Annotated in this window: 9 protein-coding genes; 4 read left to right on the forward strand and 5 right to left on the reverse strand. The window is 58.4% G+C overall.

Annotation, left to right across the window (positions count from 1 at the left end; genetic code table 11):
- Positions 1-99: 99 nt before the first annotated feature.
- From zipA to ACYASS_RS17695, 3 genes are all read right to left on the reverse strand, one after another.
- The gene (gene zipA / locus ACYASS_RS17685) at positions 100-939 is read right to left on the reverse strand and encodes a cell division protein ZipA (protein ID WP_463587067.1); all 840 of its coding nucleotides are present in this window, start codon (positions 937-939) and stop codon (positions 100-102) included.
- Between the two features lie 251 nt (positions 940-1190).
- Positions 1191-4679, reverse strand: coding sequence for a chromosome segregation protein SMC (smc, locus tag ACYASS_RS17690; protein ID WP_463587068.1), 3489 nt, complete (start codon positions 4677-4679; stop codon positions 1191-1193).
- Between the two features lie 4 nt (positions 4680-4683).
- Positions 4684-5343: a GntR family transcriptional regulator gene (locus ACYASS_RS17695; protein ID WP_463587069.1), complete on the reverse strand. Its 660-nt coding sequence runs from the start codon at positions 5341-5343 to the stop codon at positions 4684-4686.
- 272 nt (positions 5344-5615) lie between these two features.
- Here ACYASS_RS17695 and xdhA point away from each other — a divergent pair, with 272 nt between their 5' ends.
- The 4 genes from xdhA to guaD all read left to right on the forward strand — a co-directional run bounded on the left by xdhA (position 5616) and on the right by guaD (position 11858).
- Entirely contained in the window at positions 5616-7070 is a 1455-nt protein-coding gene (xdhA, locus tag ACYASS_RS17700) for a xanthine dehydrogenase small subunit (protein WP_463587070.1), read from the forward strand.
- Positions 7063-9546 (forward strand): xanthine dehydrogenase molybdopterin binding subunit, encoded by a 2484-nt coding sequence (gene xdhB / locus ACYASS_RS17705; RefSeq protein WP_463587071.1) that lies wholly within the window; start codon positions 7063-7065, stop codon positions 9544-9546. The genes xdhA and xdhB overlap by 8 nt, the downstream gene beginning before the upstream one ends.
- On the forward strand, positions 9539-10378 hold the full coding sequence (xdhC, locus tag ACYASS_RS17710; RefSeq protein ID WP_463587072.1) for a xanthine dehydrogenase accessory protein XdhC: 840 nt from the start codon (positions 9539-9541) through the stop codon (positions 10376-10378). The genes xdhB and xdhC overlap by 8 nt, the downstream gene beginning before the upstream one ends.
- 166 nt (positions 10379-10544) lie before the next feature.
- Positions 10545-11858, forward strand: a complete 1314-nt coding sequence (guaD, locus tag ACYASS_RS17715; RefSeq protein WP_463587073.1) for a guanine deaminase — start codon at positions 10545-10547, stop codon at positions 11856-11858.
- 56 nt (positions 11859-11914) lie between these two features.
- Here guaD and ACYASS_RS17720 read toward each other — a convergent pair whose 3' ends face one another.
- On the reverse strand, positions 11915-15970 hold the full coding sequence (locus ACYASS_RS17720; protein WP_463587074.1) for a dermonecrotic toxin domain-containing protein: 4056 nt from the start codon (positions 15968-15970) through the stop codon (positions 11915-11917).
- Positions 15971-16139: 169 nt separating this feature from the next.
- Positions 16140-16493: a hydroxyisourate hydrolase gene (gene uraH / locus ACYASS_RS17725; protein WP_463587075.1), complete on the reverse strand. Its 354-nt coding sequence runs from the start codon at positions 16491-16493 to the stop codon at positions 16140-16142.
- Between the last annotated feature and the right edge of the window lie 256 nt (positions 16494-16749).

A 16749-nucleotide genomic window follows, 5' to 3' on the forward strand; every position in this document is an offset into this window, starting at 1 on the left:
GCGGGGCCCGGCCTGGCCCCCCTCCCCTCCCCAACCCACTCGGGCCCCCCCCCCCCCCCCGCCGCCCCCCCCCCCGCTCCTACAGGTACAGGTTTGGCTTCAACGACGCTGAGTCAGAGCGCGGCGCTCGAACTCGACGATCCGCTGACGATAATGCTCGATGGTCTGCGCGGTCATGACGCTGCGCTGGTCATCCTTGAGTTCACCGTTCAGCTCATGGGCCAGCTTGCGAGCAGCGGCAACCATGACATCAAAGGCCTGCTTCGGATGACGCGGACCCGGCAAGCCGAGGAAGAAACTCACGGCACGGGTGCTGAAGTGGTCGATGTCGTCCAGATCAAACACGCCGGGCTTGACTGCGTTGGCCATGGAAAACAGGACTTCGCCGTTGCCTGCCATGCTTTCGTGGCGATGGAAAATGTCCATCTCACCGAAACGCAGACCGCTTTCCAGAATGTTCTGCAACAACGCAGGCCCCTTGAAGCCACTCTCGTCGCGACAGATAACACTGATAACCAGCACTTCTTCGACCGGCGCCAGGTCCTTGTCTTCAGTAATGCGCTGCGCAGGCTTGTCGTCCTGGAAATCATCGTCACGGCCGGTGAACAGGCTCGGGCCGTCCATGTCCAGGTTGAGGTCGCCTTGCTGCGGCTCATCCTTGCGTTTGTTACTGCGTTTGCCTTGCCGCGGTGTTGCGCTCATCGACGGCAGATCTTCCTCGTCGATTTGCGGCTCTTTGTGCGTATCCAGTACACGCGGCGGTCCCAACAACTCGGCGGACGAGCTTTCGTCGTCGTCCGGCAGGTTCGAGAAGCTGCGGTCCAGCCTGAATTTCAATTTCCCCTTGCCGCCGCGCATACGGCGCCAGCCGTCAAAAAGAATACCGGCAATGACAATTATGCCGATGACGATCAGCCACTCGCGCAGACCGATTTCCATGTAATCCAGTGCCTCTAGTAAAGAATGCTGAAAATAAGGGCCTAAACCCCTTTAAAACGTGGTGCCAAGTCTATGTTCTGACTAGCAATTTGCCCACGCGAAAAGAAAAAGTGGACATTAAACTAGCACGACCAAAGGTAACTTTACACCGTCTGTTACATCTGGTTCGCGCGCAAAGCGATATCTACCGCACAGAGTTGTTCACAGGGAGCCCTTAATCGGCCATTTCTGCCCCGTCCAACCGCTCATGATCAAGCATCAACCAACGCCATTGCCTCTTCGACATCAACCGCCACCAGCCTTGAACAACCTGGCTCATGCATCGTAACCCCCATCAACTGATCAGCCATTTCCATGGCGATTTTGTTGTGGGTGATGTAGATGAACTGCACGGTCTGCGACATCTCCTTGACCAATCGCGCGTAGCGTCCAACGTTGGCATCGTCCAGCGGTGCATCCACCTCATCGAGCATGCAGAACGGTGCAGGATTGAGTTTGAAGATGGCGAAAACCAACGCCAACGCAGTCAAGGCTTTCTCGCCACCTGACAGCAAATGGATCGTGCTGTTTTTCTTGCCCGGCGGGCGCGCCATGATTGTTACCCCTGTATCGAGTAAATCTTCGCCCGTCAGTTCCAAATAAGCTGAGCCACCACCGAAAACTTTTGGAAAAAGTGCCTGAATTCCACTATTTATCTGATCGAAGGTCTCCTTGAAGCGATTTCGAGTCTCTTTGTCGATCTTGCGAATAACGTTTTCGAGGGTTTCCAGCGCTTCCACCAAATCAGCGTTTTGCGCGTCCAGATAACGTTTGCGCTCTGACTGTTGCTGGTACTCATCAATGGCGGCAAGGTTGATCGCGCCCAGCCGCTGAATACGTCCGGCGATGCGCTCGAGTTCTTCTTCGGCGTCCTTTTCACTGGCTTCAGCAGTCAGTGTCGCCAGTACGCCATGCAGGTCATAGCCGTCTTCCAGCAACTGATCCTGCAAGGTGGTACGACGCACCGTGAGGGACTGCCATTCCATCCGCTGCTGTTCCAGTTGACCACGCAACAGCTGCGATTGCTGCTCGGCCTGGGTACGGCGCTTTTCGGCATCGCGCAATTCGCGATCAGCATCTTCCAGCGCATTCTTCGCGGTACGCATTTCATCGTCCACCGCCATGCGCCGCTCAAGTAATTCTTCAAGTTTCAGACGCAGCTCCTCCAGCGGAGCTTCGCCCTCCTCCAGATTCAGATCGAGCTGCTCACGCTTTTCGGTCAGGCGCTCGGCCTGCATCTCCAGACGCTCAAGGGCCTGCCGAGTGGAATCGTGCTGCGCCTTGAGAGAACCCAGGCGTACGGCCAACTGATGGGCGTGATCTTTATGTTGGCGGGCCTCCTGACGGACCCGGTCAAGCTGTTCGCGCAGGCTGTCACGTTGAGCCTGAAGCAGTTCACGCTGCTCGGTGTCCAGCGCCATGCTGTCCAGCGCGTCCTGCAGTTGCAGGCGTGATTCGCCCAACTGCTCGTGTTCCATGGCACGTTGCTCGCCCAGTTCGGCGAGTTCTTCATCCAGACGAGTGCGACGCAGCGTGAGCTGTTCGACCTTGACCTTGGCGGCAGACAACTGCGCCCGAAGCTCGCTTTGCTGACGGGTTTCATCCTGCACCCGGCGCCGTAGTTCTTCCCGGGCTTCTTCCTGTTTCGATTGCTGTTCGCGCAGGGTCAACAGTTGCTCTTCAAGCGTGGCCAGTGTGGCTTCACGCTCATCGCGCTCCTGCTCCAGCCGCTGCAACTCCTGACCACGCGCCAGCACACCGCTTTGCGCTTCACTGGCACGGCGCACCCGCAGGAAGTGCCGCCCCACCCAGTAACCGTCGCGACTGATCAGGCTCTGCCCGGCAGCCAACTGGCTGCGCTGGGCCAATGCTTCGTCGAGGCTTTCCACGGGGCGAACCTGGCCGAGCCATGGGGTCAAATCCATGTCGCTGTCGACTTTATCCAGCAGACTGCCTGGGATCCGTGCGCCCTCAATGCTGGCGCTGATCAGGCGCAGATCGCCCTGTTGAAAACCGGCCAGATCCAGACCGTTGAGATCATCCACCAACACCGCTTGCAGATCGGCGCCCAGCACCGCTTCCACGGCCAACTCCCAGCCTGGCTCAACCCGCAAGCCTTCAGCCAGGCGGGGACGCTCCGCCAGATCATGATCGCGCAGCCATTCGGCCGTGCCGGTGTCGGGGTCAAGCGCGGCCTGCTGCAAGGCTTCAAGAGAAGCAAGACGTCCGTTTAACCGTTGCAATTCGCCCTGAGCCTGCTGCTGCGCCTGATTGGCCTGCTGCAGTTCGTGGCGCAGTTGCTCCAGACGCTCGATCGCTTGCTCCTCGCCAAGATGCAGCTCTTCGAGAGACATTTCCCGGGTAGCCAGGTCTTCGTCCAGTTGCAGAATCGCCGCGTCTTCCGGGTCCGCCTTGAGCAATTGCAATTCTTCGCCCAACCGTCGCTGGCGTTCAGCCAGGCGCTCAAGGCTTTGTTCCAGTTGCTGGATGCGCGACTGCTGAACTTCTGCCTGACGGCGAGGCTCGGCGGACTTCAGGTTGAAGCTGTCCCACTTCTCCTGCCAGCCATGCATCGCGTTTTCAGCATCTTCCAGCGACGCAGCGGACTCCTCGGCGGCGGCGCTGGTCATCTCCTGCTCCGGCTCAAGCATTTCCAGCTCTTCGCCCAACGTCGCCAGCAGTGTGCGGTCGTGGCCCAGATGCGATTCGGTTTCCTGGCGGGCACGCTCGGCTTCACGCAGGTCGTCCTGCAATTGCCGCAGCCGTTGCTGGCCGTGCTGGATACTCTGCTCGACACGGGCAATATCACCGCCCACCGAATAGAAGCGCCCCTGAACAACATTGAAGCGTTCCGACAGATCGTGATGACCGTCGCGCAAGCGCTCGATGCTGGCGTCGGCATTACGCTGATCAGCAACCAATGCTTCGAAACCGATTTCCTGATTGCCGATCACCGCTTCGCGCTGACCCACTTGCTCGTTCAGCGCCTGCCAGCGTAACGCCGACAGCTGGGCCTTGAGCTGACGCTCTTCGGCTTTGTATTCCTGATACTTCTCGGCAGCCTGAGCCTGACGATGCAAGCGCTCCAGTTGACGTTCCAGTTCTTCACGAAGGTCGGTCAGGCGTGCGAGGTTTTCGTGGGTACGACGGATACGGTTTTCAGTCTCACGACGGCGCTCCTTGTACTTGGAGATGCCCGCCGCCTCCTCGATGAAATTACGCAAGTCTTCAGGCTTGGCTTCGATCAGCTTGGAGATCATGCCCTGCTCAATGATCGAATAGCTGCGCGGGCCCAGACCGGTGCCGAGGAAAATATCGGTAATGTCGCGCCGACGGCATTTGGTGCCGTTCAGGTAATAAGTGTTCTGGCTGTCGCGGGTGACTTTGCGGCGAATTGAAATCTCCGCATAGGCGGCATACTCGCCAACCAGGGTGCCGTCGGAGTTGTCAAAGACCAACTCGATGCTCGCCTGGCTGACCGGCTTGCGGCTGGTGGAGCCGTTGAAGATGACGTCGGTCATCGACTCGCCGCGCAGGTTCTTGGCCGAGCTTTCGCCCATGACCCAGCGCACGGCGTCAATAATGTTGGATTTGCCGCAGCCGTTAGGGCCGACAACGGCCGCCATGTTACTGGGGAAGTTCACCGTGGTGGGGTCGACGAAGGATTTGAACCCCGCCAGCTTGATGCACTTCAGCCGCATGGGATCAGCCCGCTTCCAGAGCCGAGAGCACCAACTGACAACTGCGTTGGCCGTAATCGGTCAGTACGCTGCGAACCCGCGCCGTATCACGAGCAACCACCGCCTCAAGCAGTTGCTCGAACAACGTCAGGTAGTCGCGCATCTCGGCTTTGCGCTGGTCGAGCGCCAGATAGTAGCTGCGGCTCATGGACGGCTGCAGGTTATCGACGGTTTCTTGCAGATACGGATTGTCGGCAAACGGATAGGCCGCACGCATTACGTTGAAGCTGTCCTCAACGAAGGCTTTTACGTCCTGACGATCATAACTGCCAATCAGACGCTGCTGGATTTGCAGGAAGGTGGCCAGATCGCTCTGATGCTGCCACTTTTCAGCCACCGCAATGCCCAGCAGCACATACAATTCCGTCATCAGCGTGCACAGGCTTTGCACGTTGTGCGCGTTGAGCACTGTAACCTGCGCGCCACGACGCGGCAGGATCGCCACCAGATGACGGCGCTCGAGAATCAGCAATGCTTCACGCACCGAGCCACGGCTGACGTTCAACGCCTGCGTGACTTTTTGTTCCTGAATGCGCTCCGCGGGCTTGAGTTCGCCACGAATGATGCGCTCGGCAAGGTGGTGAGCAATTTGCTCGGCGAGGCTGTCCGGAGCCTTGAACGTCATGTTGATCCCAAATGCTGGTTATAACCAAGCGGCGCAGTGTATCTCAACGAAGGCCAATGGCGCAGGGCCATACGGGTGGAAACTGGCACGAAATAAGCAAAACGTTCAACAGATCATGTCAGTTCGTCGCATTTTCAACGCGTTATAACCGGCACCCGATCTAAAAACGACACTTCCTGACCTAAGAGTCAGAAACAAATTGACCGAAAAGTCAGACCTGATAAATTCGACCTTATGTTCGATGACAAGCAGTAACGCGTAGAGGACCTTCCGTGATCCAATTTCTCTTGAACAATGAGCTGCGCACCGAACATAACCTGGACCCTAATCTGACGGTTCTGAACTACCTACGCGAGCATCTGCACAAATCCGGCACCAAAGAAGGCTGCGCCAGTGGCGATTGCGGTGCCTGCACGGTAGTTATTGGCGAACTGCAAACCGCGCAGAACGGTCAGGACAGCTTGCGTTATCGTAGCTTGAACTCGTGCCTGACCTTTGTTGCGTCATTACACGGCAAGCAGTTGATCAGCGTTGAAGACCTCAAGCATCAAGGCAAGCTGCACAGCGTTCAGCAAGCCATGGTCGATTGCCATGGTTCGCAGTGCGGCTTCTGCACGCCCGGCTTTGTGATGTCGTTGTTCGCCCTGCAGAAGAACAATGAACACGCTGACAGTCATAAAACCCATGAGGCACTTGCCGGGAATCTCTGCCGCTGCACGGGTTACCGCCCCATTCTGGAGGCTGCCGAGCAGTCGTGCAGCCAACGCCAGCCCGACCAGTTCGATGCGCGCCAGGCACAAACCATCGCCCGGCTGCGCAGCATTGCCCCCACGCAAACCGGCGAGTTGAACGACGGCGACAAGCGTTGCATGGTGCCGCAGACCGTCGCTGACCTCGCGCAGTTATATGAAGCCAACCCGCAGGCGCGGCTGCTGGCTGGCGGTACTGATCTGGCACTTGAGGTCACGCAATTTCATCGTCCCTTGCCGGTGATGATATACGTCGGCAACATTGCCGAGCTGAAACGCATCGAGCATTTCGACGATCGACTGGAAATCGGCGCAGCCACGCCGCTGACCGATTGCTACGCGGCCTTGAACGCGCAGTACCCGGACTTTGGCGAACTTCTGCAGCGCTTCGCCTCTCTGCAGATCCGTAATCAAGGCACGCTGGGCGGCAACATCGGCAACGCATCACCGATTGGCGACTCTCCTCCCCTGTTGATCGCATTGGGCGCGCAGATCGTGCTGCGCAAGGGCAACACTCGCCGCACCCTGGTGCTTGAAGACTACTTCATTGATTACCGGGTCACGGCACGCCAGCAAAGTGAGTTCATTGAAACCGTTATTGTGCCCAAACCTGGAGTCGGTCGAACGTTCCGCGCCTATAAGCTTTCCAAGCGCCTGGATGACGACATTTCAGCCGTGTGCGCAGCCTTTAACCTGCAAATAGAGGACGGCATTGTTGTCGACGCGAGGGTTGCCTTTGGTGGCATGGCGGCGACTCCCAAACGCGCATCGGCCTGCGAACGGACACTGATTGGCGCACCCTGGACATCTGCAACCATCGAAGGCGCGTGTAAAGCTCTGGCCGAGGATTTCACGCCCCTGTCTGACTTTCGCGCCAGCAAGGAATATCGCCTGCTCAGCGCGCAAAACCTGTTGCGCAAATACTTCATCGAGTTGCATACACCCCACCTCCAGATGCGGGTGACGGCTTATGTCTAATCATTCAGTCATCAAGTCACAGGCCGAAATGATCGCCCTGTTTCAACAGGACCTGACCACTGGCGTCGGCCGCAGCGTCAAACACGACAGCGCCGATAAACACGTGTCCGGCGAGGCTGTGTACATCGACGACCGTCTCGAATTCCCTAATCAGTTGCATGTGTACGCGCGCCTTTCGGACCGTGCTCATGCCCGGATCATCCACGTCGATACTGCCCCTTGCTACGCGTTTGATGGCGTACGGATTGTCATCACTCACGAAGACATTCCCGGCCTGAAAGACATCGGCCCTTTGTTGCCCGGCGACCCACTGCTGGCCATGGACAAGGTGGAATTCGTGGGCCAGCCGGTGCTCGCCGTCGCGGCTCGCAGCCTCGACATCGCGCGTCAGGCAGCCATGGCCGCCGTGATCGAATACGAAGACCTGGAGCCGGTGCTTGATGTGGTTCAGGCACTGCGCGCCAAACATTTCGTGCTCGACAGCCACACTCACAAACGTGGTGACTCATCTGCTGCACTGGAGACTGCCGAGCATCGCCTGCAGGGCAATTTGCACATCGGCGGCCAGGAACACTTTTATCTGGAAACCCAGATATCGTCAGTAATGCCCACCGAAGACGGCGGCATGATCGTGTACTGCTCGACCCAGAATCCCACTGAGGTGCAGAAACTGGTCGCTGAAGTGCTGGACGTTTCGATGAATAAAATCGTCGTCGACATGCGCCGCATGGGCGGCGGTTTTGGCGGCAAGGAAACCCAGGCGGCGAGCCCCGCCTGCCTGTGTGCAGTGATCGCGCGCCTGACCGGGCAACCGACCAAAATGCGTCTGCCGCGTGTTGAAGACATGCTGATGACCGGTAAGCGCCACCCGTTCTACATTGAGTACGACGTCGGCTTCGATGACGATGGCCGTTTGCACGGGATTGAGCTGGACCTGGCAGGTAATTGCGGTTACTCGCCGGACCTCTCCGCCTCGATTGTTGACCGCGCGATGTTTCACGCGGACAACGCTTATTACCTGGGTGAGGCGACGATCAATGGCCATCGCTGCAAGACCCACACAGCGTCAAATACGGCCTATCGCGGCTTCGGCGGCCCGCAAGGCATGGTCGCTATTGAAGAGGTCATGGATTCCATCGCCCGCTACCTGGGCAAGGATCCGTTGGCTGTGCGCAAAGCCAATTACTACGGCAAGACCGAGCGCAACGTCACCCACTACTACCAGACTGTCGAGCACAACCTGCTGGAAGAAATGACTGCCGATCTGGAAGAAAGCAGCCAATACAACGAGCGCCGGGAAGCAATACGGGCCTTTAACGCCAGCAGCCCGATCCTGAAGAAAGGCCTGGCGCTGACCCCGGTCAAATTCGGCATTTCCTTCACCGCCAGCTTTCTCAATCAGGCTGGGGCGCTGATCCATATTTACACCGATGGCAGCATCCATCTGAACCACGGTGGCACCGAGATGGGTCAGGGCTTGAACGTCAAAGTCGCACAAGTAGTCGCCGAGGTGTTTCAGGTCGACATTGAGCGAATTCAGATCACCGCGACCAATACCGACAAAGTGCCCAACACCTCGCCAACGGCGGCTTCCAGCGGTGCAGACCTGAACGGCAAGGCAGCGCAGAACGCGGCAGAAATCCTCAAGCAGCGCCTGGTGGAATTTGCTGCAAAGCACTTCGAGGTCGAAGCGACAGACATAGAGTTTCGCAACGGGCACATTCGGGCTGGCGAACAGATTGTGTCGTTCCAGGCATTGGCACAACTCGCATGGATGGGGCAGGTGTCGCTGTCCAGTACCGGTTACTACAAGACGCCAAAAATCTTCTATGACCGCAGTCAGGCACGGGGTCGGCCGTTTTACTACTTCGCCTTCGGCGCCGCCTGCAGTGAAGTGATCGTCGACACGCTGACCGGCGAGTACAAGATGCTGCGTACGGACATCCTCCACGACGTGGGCGCATCCCTGAACCCGGCGATTGATATCGGCCAGGTCGAAGGCGGCTACATTCAGGGCATGGGTTGGCTGACGACTGAAGAGCTGGTGTGGAACGATAAAGGCAAGCTAATGACCAACGGTCCTGCGGGTTACAAGATTCCGGCAGTCTCTGATATGCCGCTGGACCTGCGCGTCAAACTGGTGGAAAACCGCAAGAACCCGGAAGACACCGTGTTCCACTCCAAGGCTGTGGGTGAACCGCCGTTCATGCTCGGCATCTCGGCCTGGTGCGCGATCAAGGATGCAGTGGCAAGCCTGGCTGATTATCGCCATCAACCGCAGATCGACGCGCCTGCCACGCCGGAACGGGTGTTGTGGGGGTGTGAGCAGATGCGTAAGACCGAGTCGCCTCAATCGCGAGCAAGCTCGGCTCCCACAGGGGACCGTATCCCCCTGTGGGAGCCGCCGGGGTCGCGCTCGACCTTGCTCGCGATAAGTTCGACACCGGTGGTAAGCCCGGAGGTAAACCATGAATAACTGGATCAGCGCCCTCGCGGACCTGCAAACCCGGGGTGAAGCCTGCGTGCTGGTCACCATCATCGAAGAGCGTGGTTCAACGCCGCGCAATGCCGGTTCGAAGATGGTGGTCAGTGCAGAGCAGATTTTCGACACCATTGGCGGCGGGCATCTGGAATACAAAGCCATGGAAATCGCCCGTGAAATGCTGGTCAGCGGTAACCAGAATACTCGACTGGAGCGCTTCAGCCTCGGAGCGAGCCTTGGCCAGTGCTGCGGCGGCGTAAACGTGTTGCTGTTTGAGCCCATGGGCCAGCCCCAGGCGCAGATCGCGGTGTTTGGTGCCGGTCATGTGGGCCGGGCGCTGGTGCCTTTGCTGGCCAGCCTGCCCTGCCGGGTGCGCTGGATCGACTCCCGGGAGCAGGAGTTTCCCGCGCAGCTCCCCGCTGGCGTGCGAAAGGTCCTGGCAGAAGACCCACTGGATGAAATCGATGAACTGCCCAGAGGCAGTTATTGCATCGTCATGACCCACAACCATCAACTGGATCTGGAACTGACTGCCGCGATTCTCAAGCGTGGCGACTTTGCCTACTTCGGCCTGATTGGCTCGAAGACCAAGCGGGTCAAATTCGAGCATCGACTGCGGGATCGCGGCATTGATCCAGCATTGGTCCAGCGCATGCGTTGCCCGATGGGCCTTACCGAAGTCAAAGGCAAGTTACCCATCGAAATCGCGGTATCGATTGCCGCCGAAATCATCGCCACCTACAACGTCAATTTCGGCCAGCACGGCGCGAGCGCCGAACCCGTTGCCAAACTGCTGCCGGTTTCACGCCGCAGCCAGGCGCAATGACAGCCGTGCTGTTGCGCTGCACGCTCCCCTGTAAGAGCGCACGAGCAGCGCGAGGCCGCAATTGCGTTCTACCTGACACACCGCCATCGCGGCCTCGCGCCGCTCGTGCGCTCCTACAGAAAGTATTTCAAATCAAGATCGCTGCGTTTTGTTTGACAGGACCTCTATGAACCCGAGTAAAAAAGCCTACCGCGCCGCCATCCTGCACAGCATCGACGATCCGGCTGAAGTCGGCATCGAGGCGTCTTACCAGTACTTCGCTGATGGCCTGATGCTGGTCGAGGACGGCAAGATTTGCGCCCTTGGAGACGCAACCGAACTGCTGAAAACACTCGGTGACGACGTCGAAGTGACTGAGTACAAGGACGCGCTGATCACCCCGGGCTTCATCGATACCCACATCCATCTGCCCCAGACCGGCATGGTCGGCTCCTACGGCGAGCGCCTGCTGGACTGGCTCAACACCTACACCTTCCCCTGTGAGAAACAGTTTGCCGACCCGGTCCATGCAGCCGAGGTCGCGGACATTTTCCTGAAGGAACTGCTGCGTAACGGCACCACCACCGCACTGGTGTTTGGCAGCGTGCACAAAGAGTCGGTCGAGGCATTCTTTCAAGCCGCAGAAAAACTCAACCTGCGGATGATCGCAGGCAAGGTGATGATGGATCGCAACGCCCCGGACTACCTCACCGATACAGCAGAATCAGGCTACGCCGACAGCAAGGCACTGATCGAGCGCTGGCACGGAAAAGGCCGTTTGCACTATGCGGTCACGCCCCGTTTTGCGCCGACCAGCACCCCGGAGCAACTGACGCTGGCGGGGAAACTGCTCGCCGAGTATCCCGACGTGTATATGCAGACTCACATCAGTGAGAACGTCGAGGAAGTGCAGTGGGTCAAGGCCCTGTTCCCCGAGCGCAGCGGCTATCTGGACGTGTATGACCATTTCAAACTGCTGGGCGAACGCTCGGTGTTTGCCCATGGCGTACACCTGTGCGACGCCGAATGCGCACGCCTTGCCGAGACCGGTTCAGCCATTGCCTTCTGCCCTACTTCAAACCTGTTTCTGGGCAGTGGTCTGTTCAATCTGCCCATGGCGGAAAAACACAAGGTCAACGTCGGCGTTGGCACTGATGTCGGCGGCGGCACCAGCTTCTCGATCCTGCAAACCCTCAACGAAGCCTACAAAGTCATGCAGATGCAGGGCGCCAGACTGAGCCCGTTCAAATCGCTGTATCTGGCCACTCTGGGCGGCGCTCGGTCGCTGCGTCTCGATGATAGGGTTGGCAACTTGAAAGTGGGCAACGAAGCGGATTTTCTGGTGCTGGATTACCACGCTACGCCGCTGCTGTCCTACCGCCTGAAACAGGCCACGGACATCGCCGAGACGTTGTTTGTGCTGATGACACTGGGGGATGACCGAACGGTACGCGAAACGTACTCGGCCGGGGAAATGGTGCACAGCGCACGAACGTCCTGAGTAGCGAGGGGCTGACATCGCGCCGGCACGACGCGATGTCCCGTACCTCAGGTCATTCAGCGTGTGCTTATCGAGAAGTCATCGGACAGGCGGATGACGAAAACCTGCGTGCCATGGCTGGACTGGCTGACAACATTGGTTCCGCCCATGAGTTTGATGACTTTGCCTTGTTGCGCAGCCTGCTCAAGGGTCTGCGCGATGGGTTGACCGGCGTAACTTGCCGTCAGGAGCCCCACCAGACCGTCTCCTTGCGCGGAGCTGAAAGGCTCTGCGGCTGAGACTGTCGTCAGCGTCGAGTTTTGCGCGCGGCGAAGATAAAGCAGGTAAACCTCATCCTGCCCGGCTCGCCGAAAGGCAATGAAATCACGTCCACCCGCTTTCAATTCGTTGTGAAGAATTGCGTAGCCGTTACGGCCCAATACGTCGCTCATCAACCCCCTAAGCCCCGTCGAACCTGCTCCGGGTCCCGAATCGGAAATGAGCCTGATCAGCCACTCGACGGTCACGGGATTATCGGTCGCAAAATCAAGACGCTCAAAAGTATGCAGCGAGCTCTCGTAGCTGATATTCCAGCGCCAACGCACGCCACTGTCCACGACCGGCTGGGCTTTGTTAAGCATCAGCAGCGGGTCGTTCAAATGCGCCAGTGGGGCGCCATGGCCTGCTCGCCAGGCATTCAGGGTTGCCTTCAGGTTGATCATCCGCGTTGCAGTGATAGCCGAGGTGGAAGTGTCGGCCAGTTCGTACAGCTTTTGCGCCAGGACAACATTTGTTATGTCGGTAAACCCCGGGCGCGCTTCAGCGACGTAGGTCTCGATTTTCCTGTTGAACAGCGGCCCTTCAACCGCCCACTGGCCAGTCGTGGGCTGATACTTTGCCATTAATGGCTGAGCGTTGGGGTTACGCCGAATAACTTCACCGAGTTCCGCAAAGTTGCGGCAAGGAGCCTGAGTGGACGGGTTACGAATGAACGCGGTGTTAGTCCGGCGTTGCCCGCCTGCTGGGAGTATTTCGTAGAACTTCTGGCCGATACGGATCAGGTCATAGTCGTGAGTGAAGTCGAGCCGATAAATAGGCGGGTTGAAGCTGACCTGGTCCATGAGACTCATGTTATCGACTGTTTTTTCCCAGCCCTTCCATGCATCCACGCTGGTGTCAGGCCGCGACGGGCCGGCAACAGGTTGTGGCGGACGACGGTCAGGTTCGACCTGCGGTGAATCAGGCTCCTTGCGCTTGACCGGTGCAGTGGCTGCAATGGGCTCTGGCGGTCGGCGGTATGGCTCAGCCCAGTCAGGCAGGGCCTTGGTCTTGCGGTAATGCTCAGCCACCAGCAATTCCATACGCTGTTGTTGATCGGCAGGAAAAGCAAACTGATCCAACAGTTCTCGGGCACCCTTGCGGTTAGAAACGTCACCACGGGCTTCGACAAGCAGTATTTCAGCGACGAACGAACGTCCGCCCGCCCTGAGGCCGACATCGGTGTGGTAGACCCATTGTCCCCCAAGCTGCCGCACAGGCGCTTCGTAGCCATGCGCCGCGCTTTTCTTGAGGCGCAATGTCTGTTCGCCCGGTCGTCGGTAGACCTGATAGGCCTTGCCCTGGCGATAGATAAAAAGCTCACCGTCTTTCAGCCAGGTACCGGCATCGCGCCCCCCTTGAGGCACTGCGTTGAGCAGGGATATATCAGTTTCGTAGCCGATGAAGGGTTTGACGACATAAGAGCGGCGGGCCATTAAGGGCAGCGGGCGGGTCAGCCCGGCGGCCTGACGCAAGCGGGTGGCACGACGCGCCAGGGTTGCGAGCGCGGTCACGGTAGAGCCTGCCGGGATGACTGAAAGCAACACGTCCAGCACTGAAATCAAGGTGCTCCCTGCCAGCAGCAGGCCCTCATCAAGATGGCCTTCACGAAAAGCCTTCGCCGAGGCGTGACCATCGCTCCAGCCGTCCTGCACGCTGAACAGCACACCAAGCCCCGGAACGAAGGAAATCACGCCTCTGAAAAACAGCAGATACACCCCGTTGCGGCGCTCGTTGGCCTCGCCCTTGAGATCATGATTGCTGCGCGCTACCCGGCGGGAGTGCTCATACAGCAGGTCTTCACGTAAATGCAGCTGCTGTTCACTGAGCAACAGGTCGAGGGCAGGCACTATCGCGATGAAACCCTCGAAGCCGCGCCGCAATGCCTCATGGATGTAGCGTTCTGCGGCCTTATGCTCGCTGGCCTCTTCAACGCAGGAGGCCAACCATGCGACCCGGGCAGGCAGACGTAGCAAGCTGCTGATCAGACGTTGGCGAGCATCCTGCACACTGTCGGTCTCTATGAAGCATTCACCGTCCGGCACGTTCGGCAAATAGACCAGAACCTTGCCGCTAGCCGGATGTTCGATGACGCTCAAGCCTTGCAATGTCCGGGTGCTGCGCGCTCCTGTGACGGCCTGACCGGGCTTGAACACCAATCGACTGACATAAACCCCGGCAACGCTCAGTGCCGACGTGGATCTGGCACGCGCGGCCTGGGTCAGTAGCGCATACCCCGCCACACTCAAACGCCCGCGCTGTCGGGCGCAAAAACCGTCAAGCACGATTTGCTGCTCGTACGCGTCGAGCATCAATCCAGCATCGCTGGCAGAGGCCGGTGAACGCAGGCGGAACACAGAGCGGAGCAACGTGCGGTATTGCCCGGCGACGTCAAGCTGCGGCACGACCCTGAGCAGGTAATCACCGTTGATTCGTTGCAAGCCTGACAGTGTTGGCGACGGCGGATAAGACACTCGTACCATGCTCATACGGGCTTTGGTGTATTCGTCCTTGCCATCGAAATTCTGAAGGGCCAACTCTGACAGGCTCGACTGAACCCGTGCCTCGCTGGCCGTCCAGGGCTTGTGATGCAACGGGCTGCCATACTGCGGATCGATGTCGACTTGCTTGTAGACGCTTTTCGGGAGATCGATCACCAGTAGATCCGAATCGATTTCCAGCCCCAGATCCTCTTTGACTCGCGCATTCAAGCACCGCGCGGTAAACACCTCGAAGGTCGGCAATCGCGACTCGAGAGTGGATTCCAGCCGCGCCGCAGCAGCGTGAAATGCGACCAGCTTCTGTGCATAGTCCTGCCGGACGTCCAAAGATGCGTTGAGCAACCAGGCGGGTAACTGCGCCACCAGCTCGGCCGTTCTCTGCTGCTCGGCAACCAGGTCGATGGCTCGCTCGCGCGTTTCATCGAGCGCAACGCCCATGGTGTGGACCAGCTCCCGATGCAAGCTGGCCAGCGTCATCGTGCCTCCCTCCTGATGCTGCTCTGACTGCTGAGCGCCCTGGACGCCTGCTCCAGCCACCTTGAGTTGGCGGCTCACGCCATAGAGAACAGGCTGCATCGTAATGACTCGGGTAGTCAGCTTGATCGGGGCGGCCATCGCCGATGCACGCTGTGCGTCACTGACATGCTGCCAAAGACTGACTTCATCGCCCGCCCCCAACGTGAATACCAGTTGCTCCTTCAAGCCTTGCAACGAGGCAAATTTTTGCAGCCCACCCTCCAGCCCCGGCACGAACAACAAGGCAGGCTCGTCAAGCGCGGGATTCTTCAGGGACTGTTCTGTGCTGACAATAAACGCACCATTAAAAACGACAGGTTCCTCCGGATCACCCAGGCCGACCTCAAGGTGTACCACGTTGTCTTCGGGCTCATCGGCAAGCCCCAGCGCATATTGAAGCGCCTGCAAATCAACCGGGCTCAGTGTGCCCTCGCAGACCTGCAATTGCGCTTGAGCCAGCAACGCGGCCTGACGCTGTTCAACCAGTTGTGGTGTGACTGCCAGGAGCCCTTCGCTGCCGATGTGATCCGCTCGATCCAGCGCCTCCAACAGACTGTTGACTGCCCGAGCAGCGGCGTGAAAGCGGCTGCGCCAGCTTTGGTAGGTATCAAGGGCATCGAGCTGCTCACACGCGCTCCCCACGTAGTTCAAAATACGCTGAAGATGCTCAGTAATCCGGGATTGATTCAGGTCTTCGGAGAAGCTCGGCGGGAGGCTGTCGAACACCACCAGGTCGCGGACCAGGCCGGTCCATTCGTCACTGGTTACAGGGCTGGCTGTCGTTTGTGAGTCATTCACTGGGTCATGCTCCATTGATCAAAGTCGCTGGAGCTTGAAGAAGCGCGGGCCTGCAAAGGCACTACATATTTATCGCGTGTTGACCGAAGTGCATTTTAAAAAATCAACAGCGTCACCACGAAGGGGGCATTGCGGAGCCAAAGCAAATCCCGCTGAATCCAGCAAGTGGTCAACTGCCGCGATAGGTCGAATAGCTGTAAGGGGAAATCAGCAGTGGCACATGATAGTGCTCCTGCTCCGCGTCGATCCCGAAGCGCAATACCACCACATCCAGAAACGCAGGTTCAGGCAGCGTTACGCCCCGCGCCCGGTAGTAATCGCCGGCATGAAACTGAAGTTGATAGACCCCGGACCGGTACGCGTCCCCTTGCAACAGCGGCGCATCGCAGCGGCCATCGGCATTGGTTGTGGCAGAAGCCACCTTCACAAGGTTCAAGCCCTCGACCCGGTAGAGTTCGATGTCTATGGAGCTGCCGGGACAACCATGAGCAGCGTCCAGAACATGCGTCGTCAATTTACCCATTGCAGATCAGCGCTCCATCCTGAGAAATGAAATCCGGTGACCGCACCATTTGAGTGCCCGCGCCCCCAGAGAGATACCGAATTAAGACACTTTCGTAAAAAGCTGTACACAATTAAAAGCACTGCGCTCATGCACAGCACCACTCAGACCCTGCGCGATCCCGATTCAACGGGACTCAAGGAATTAATTGGAGTTTTCCACGATATTCTGACCAGTCAGGCAAGTTTCTTGCACGTCTCTTGCAAAGTAATCAAGG

It is taken from the genome of Pseudomonas sp. HP_14 (assembly GCF_055283875.1).

Coding starts and splice junctions, on each gene's coding strand:
- xdhB (WP_463587071.1), top strand. CDS start 7,063: ATGTCTAATCATTCAGTCATCAAGTCACAGGCCGAAATGATCGCCCTG.
- uraH (WP_463587075.1), bottom strand. CDS start 16,493: ATGGGTAAATTGACGACGCATGTTCTGGACGCTGCTCATGGTTGTCCC.
- ACYASS_RS17695 (WP_463587069.1), bottom strand. CDS start 5,343: ATGACGTTCAAGGCTCCGGACAGCCTCGCCGAGCAAATTGCTCACCAC.
- zipA (WP_463587067.1), bottom strand. CDS start 939: ATGGAAATCGGTCTGCGCGAGTGGCTGATCGTCATCGGCATAATTGTC.
- smc (WP_463587068.1), bottom strand. CDS start 4,679: ATGCGGCTGAAGTGCATCAAGCTGGCGGGGTTCAAATCCTTCGTCGAC.
- xdhC (WP_463587072.1), top strand. CDS start 9,539: ATGAATAACTGGATCAGCGCCCTCGCGGACCTGCAAACCCGGGGTGAA.
- guaD (WP_463587073.1), top strand. CDS start 10,545: ATGAACCCGAGTAAAAAAGCCTACCGCGCCGCCATCCTGCACAGCATC.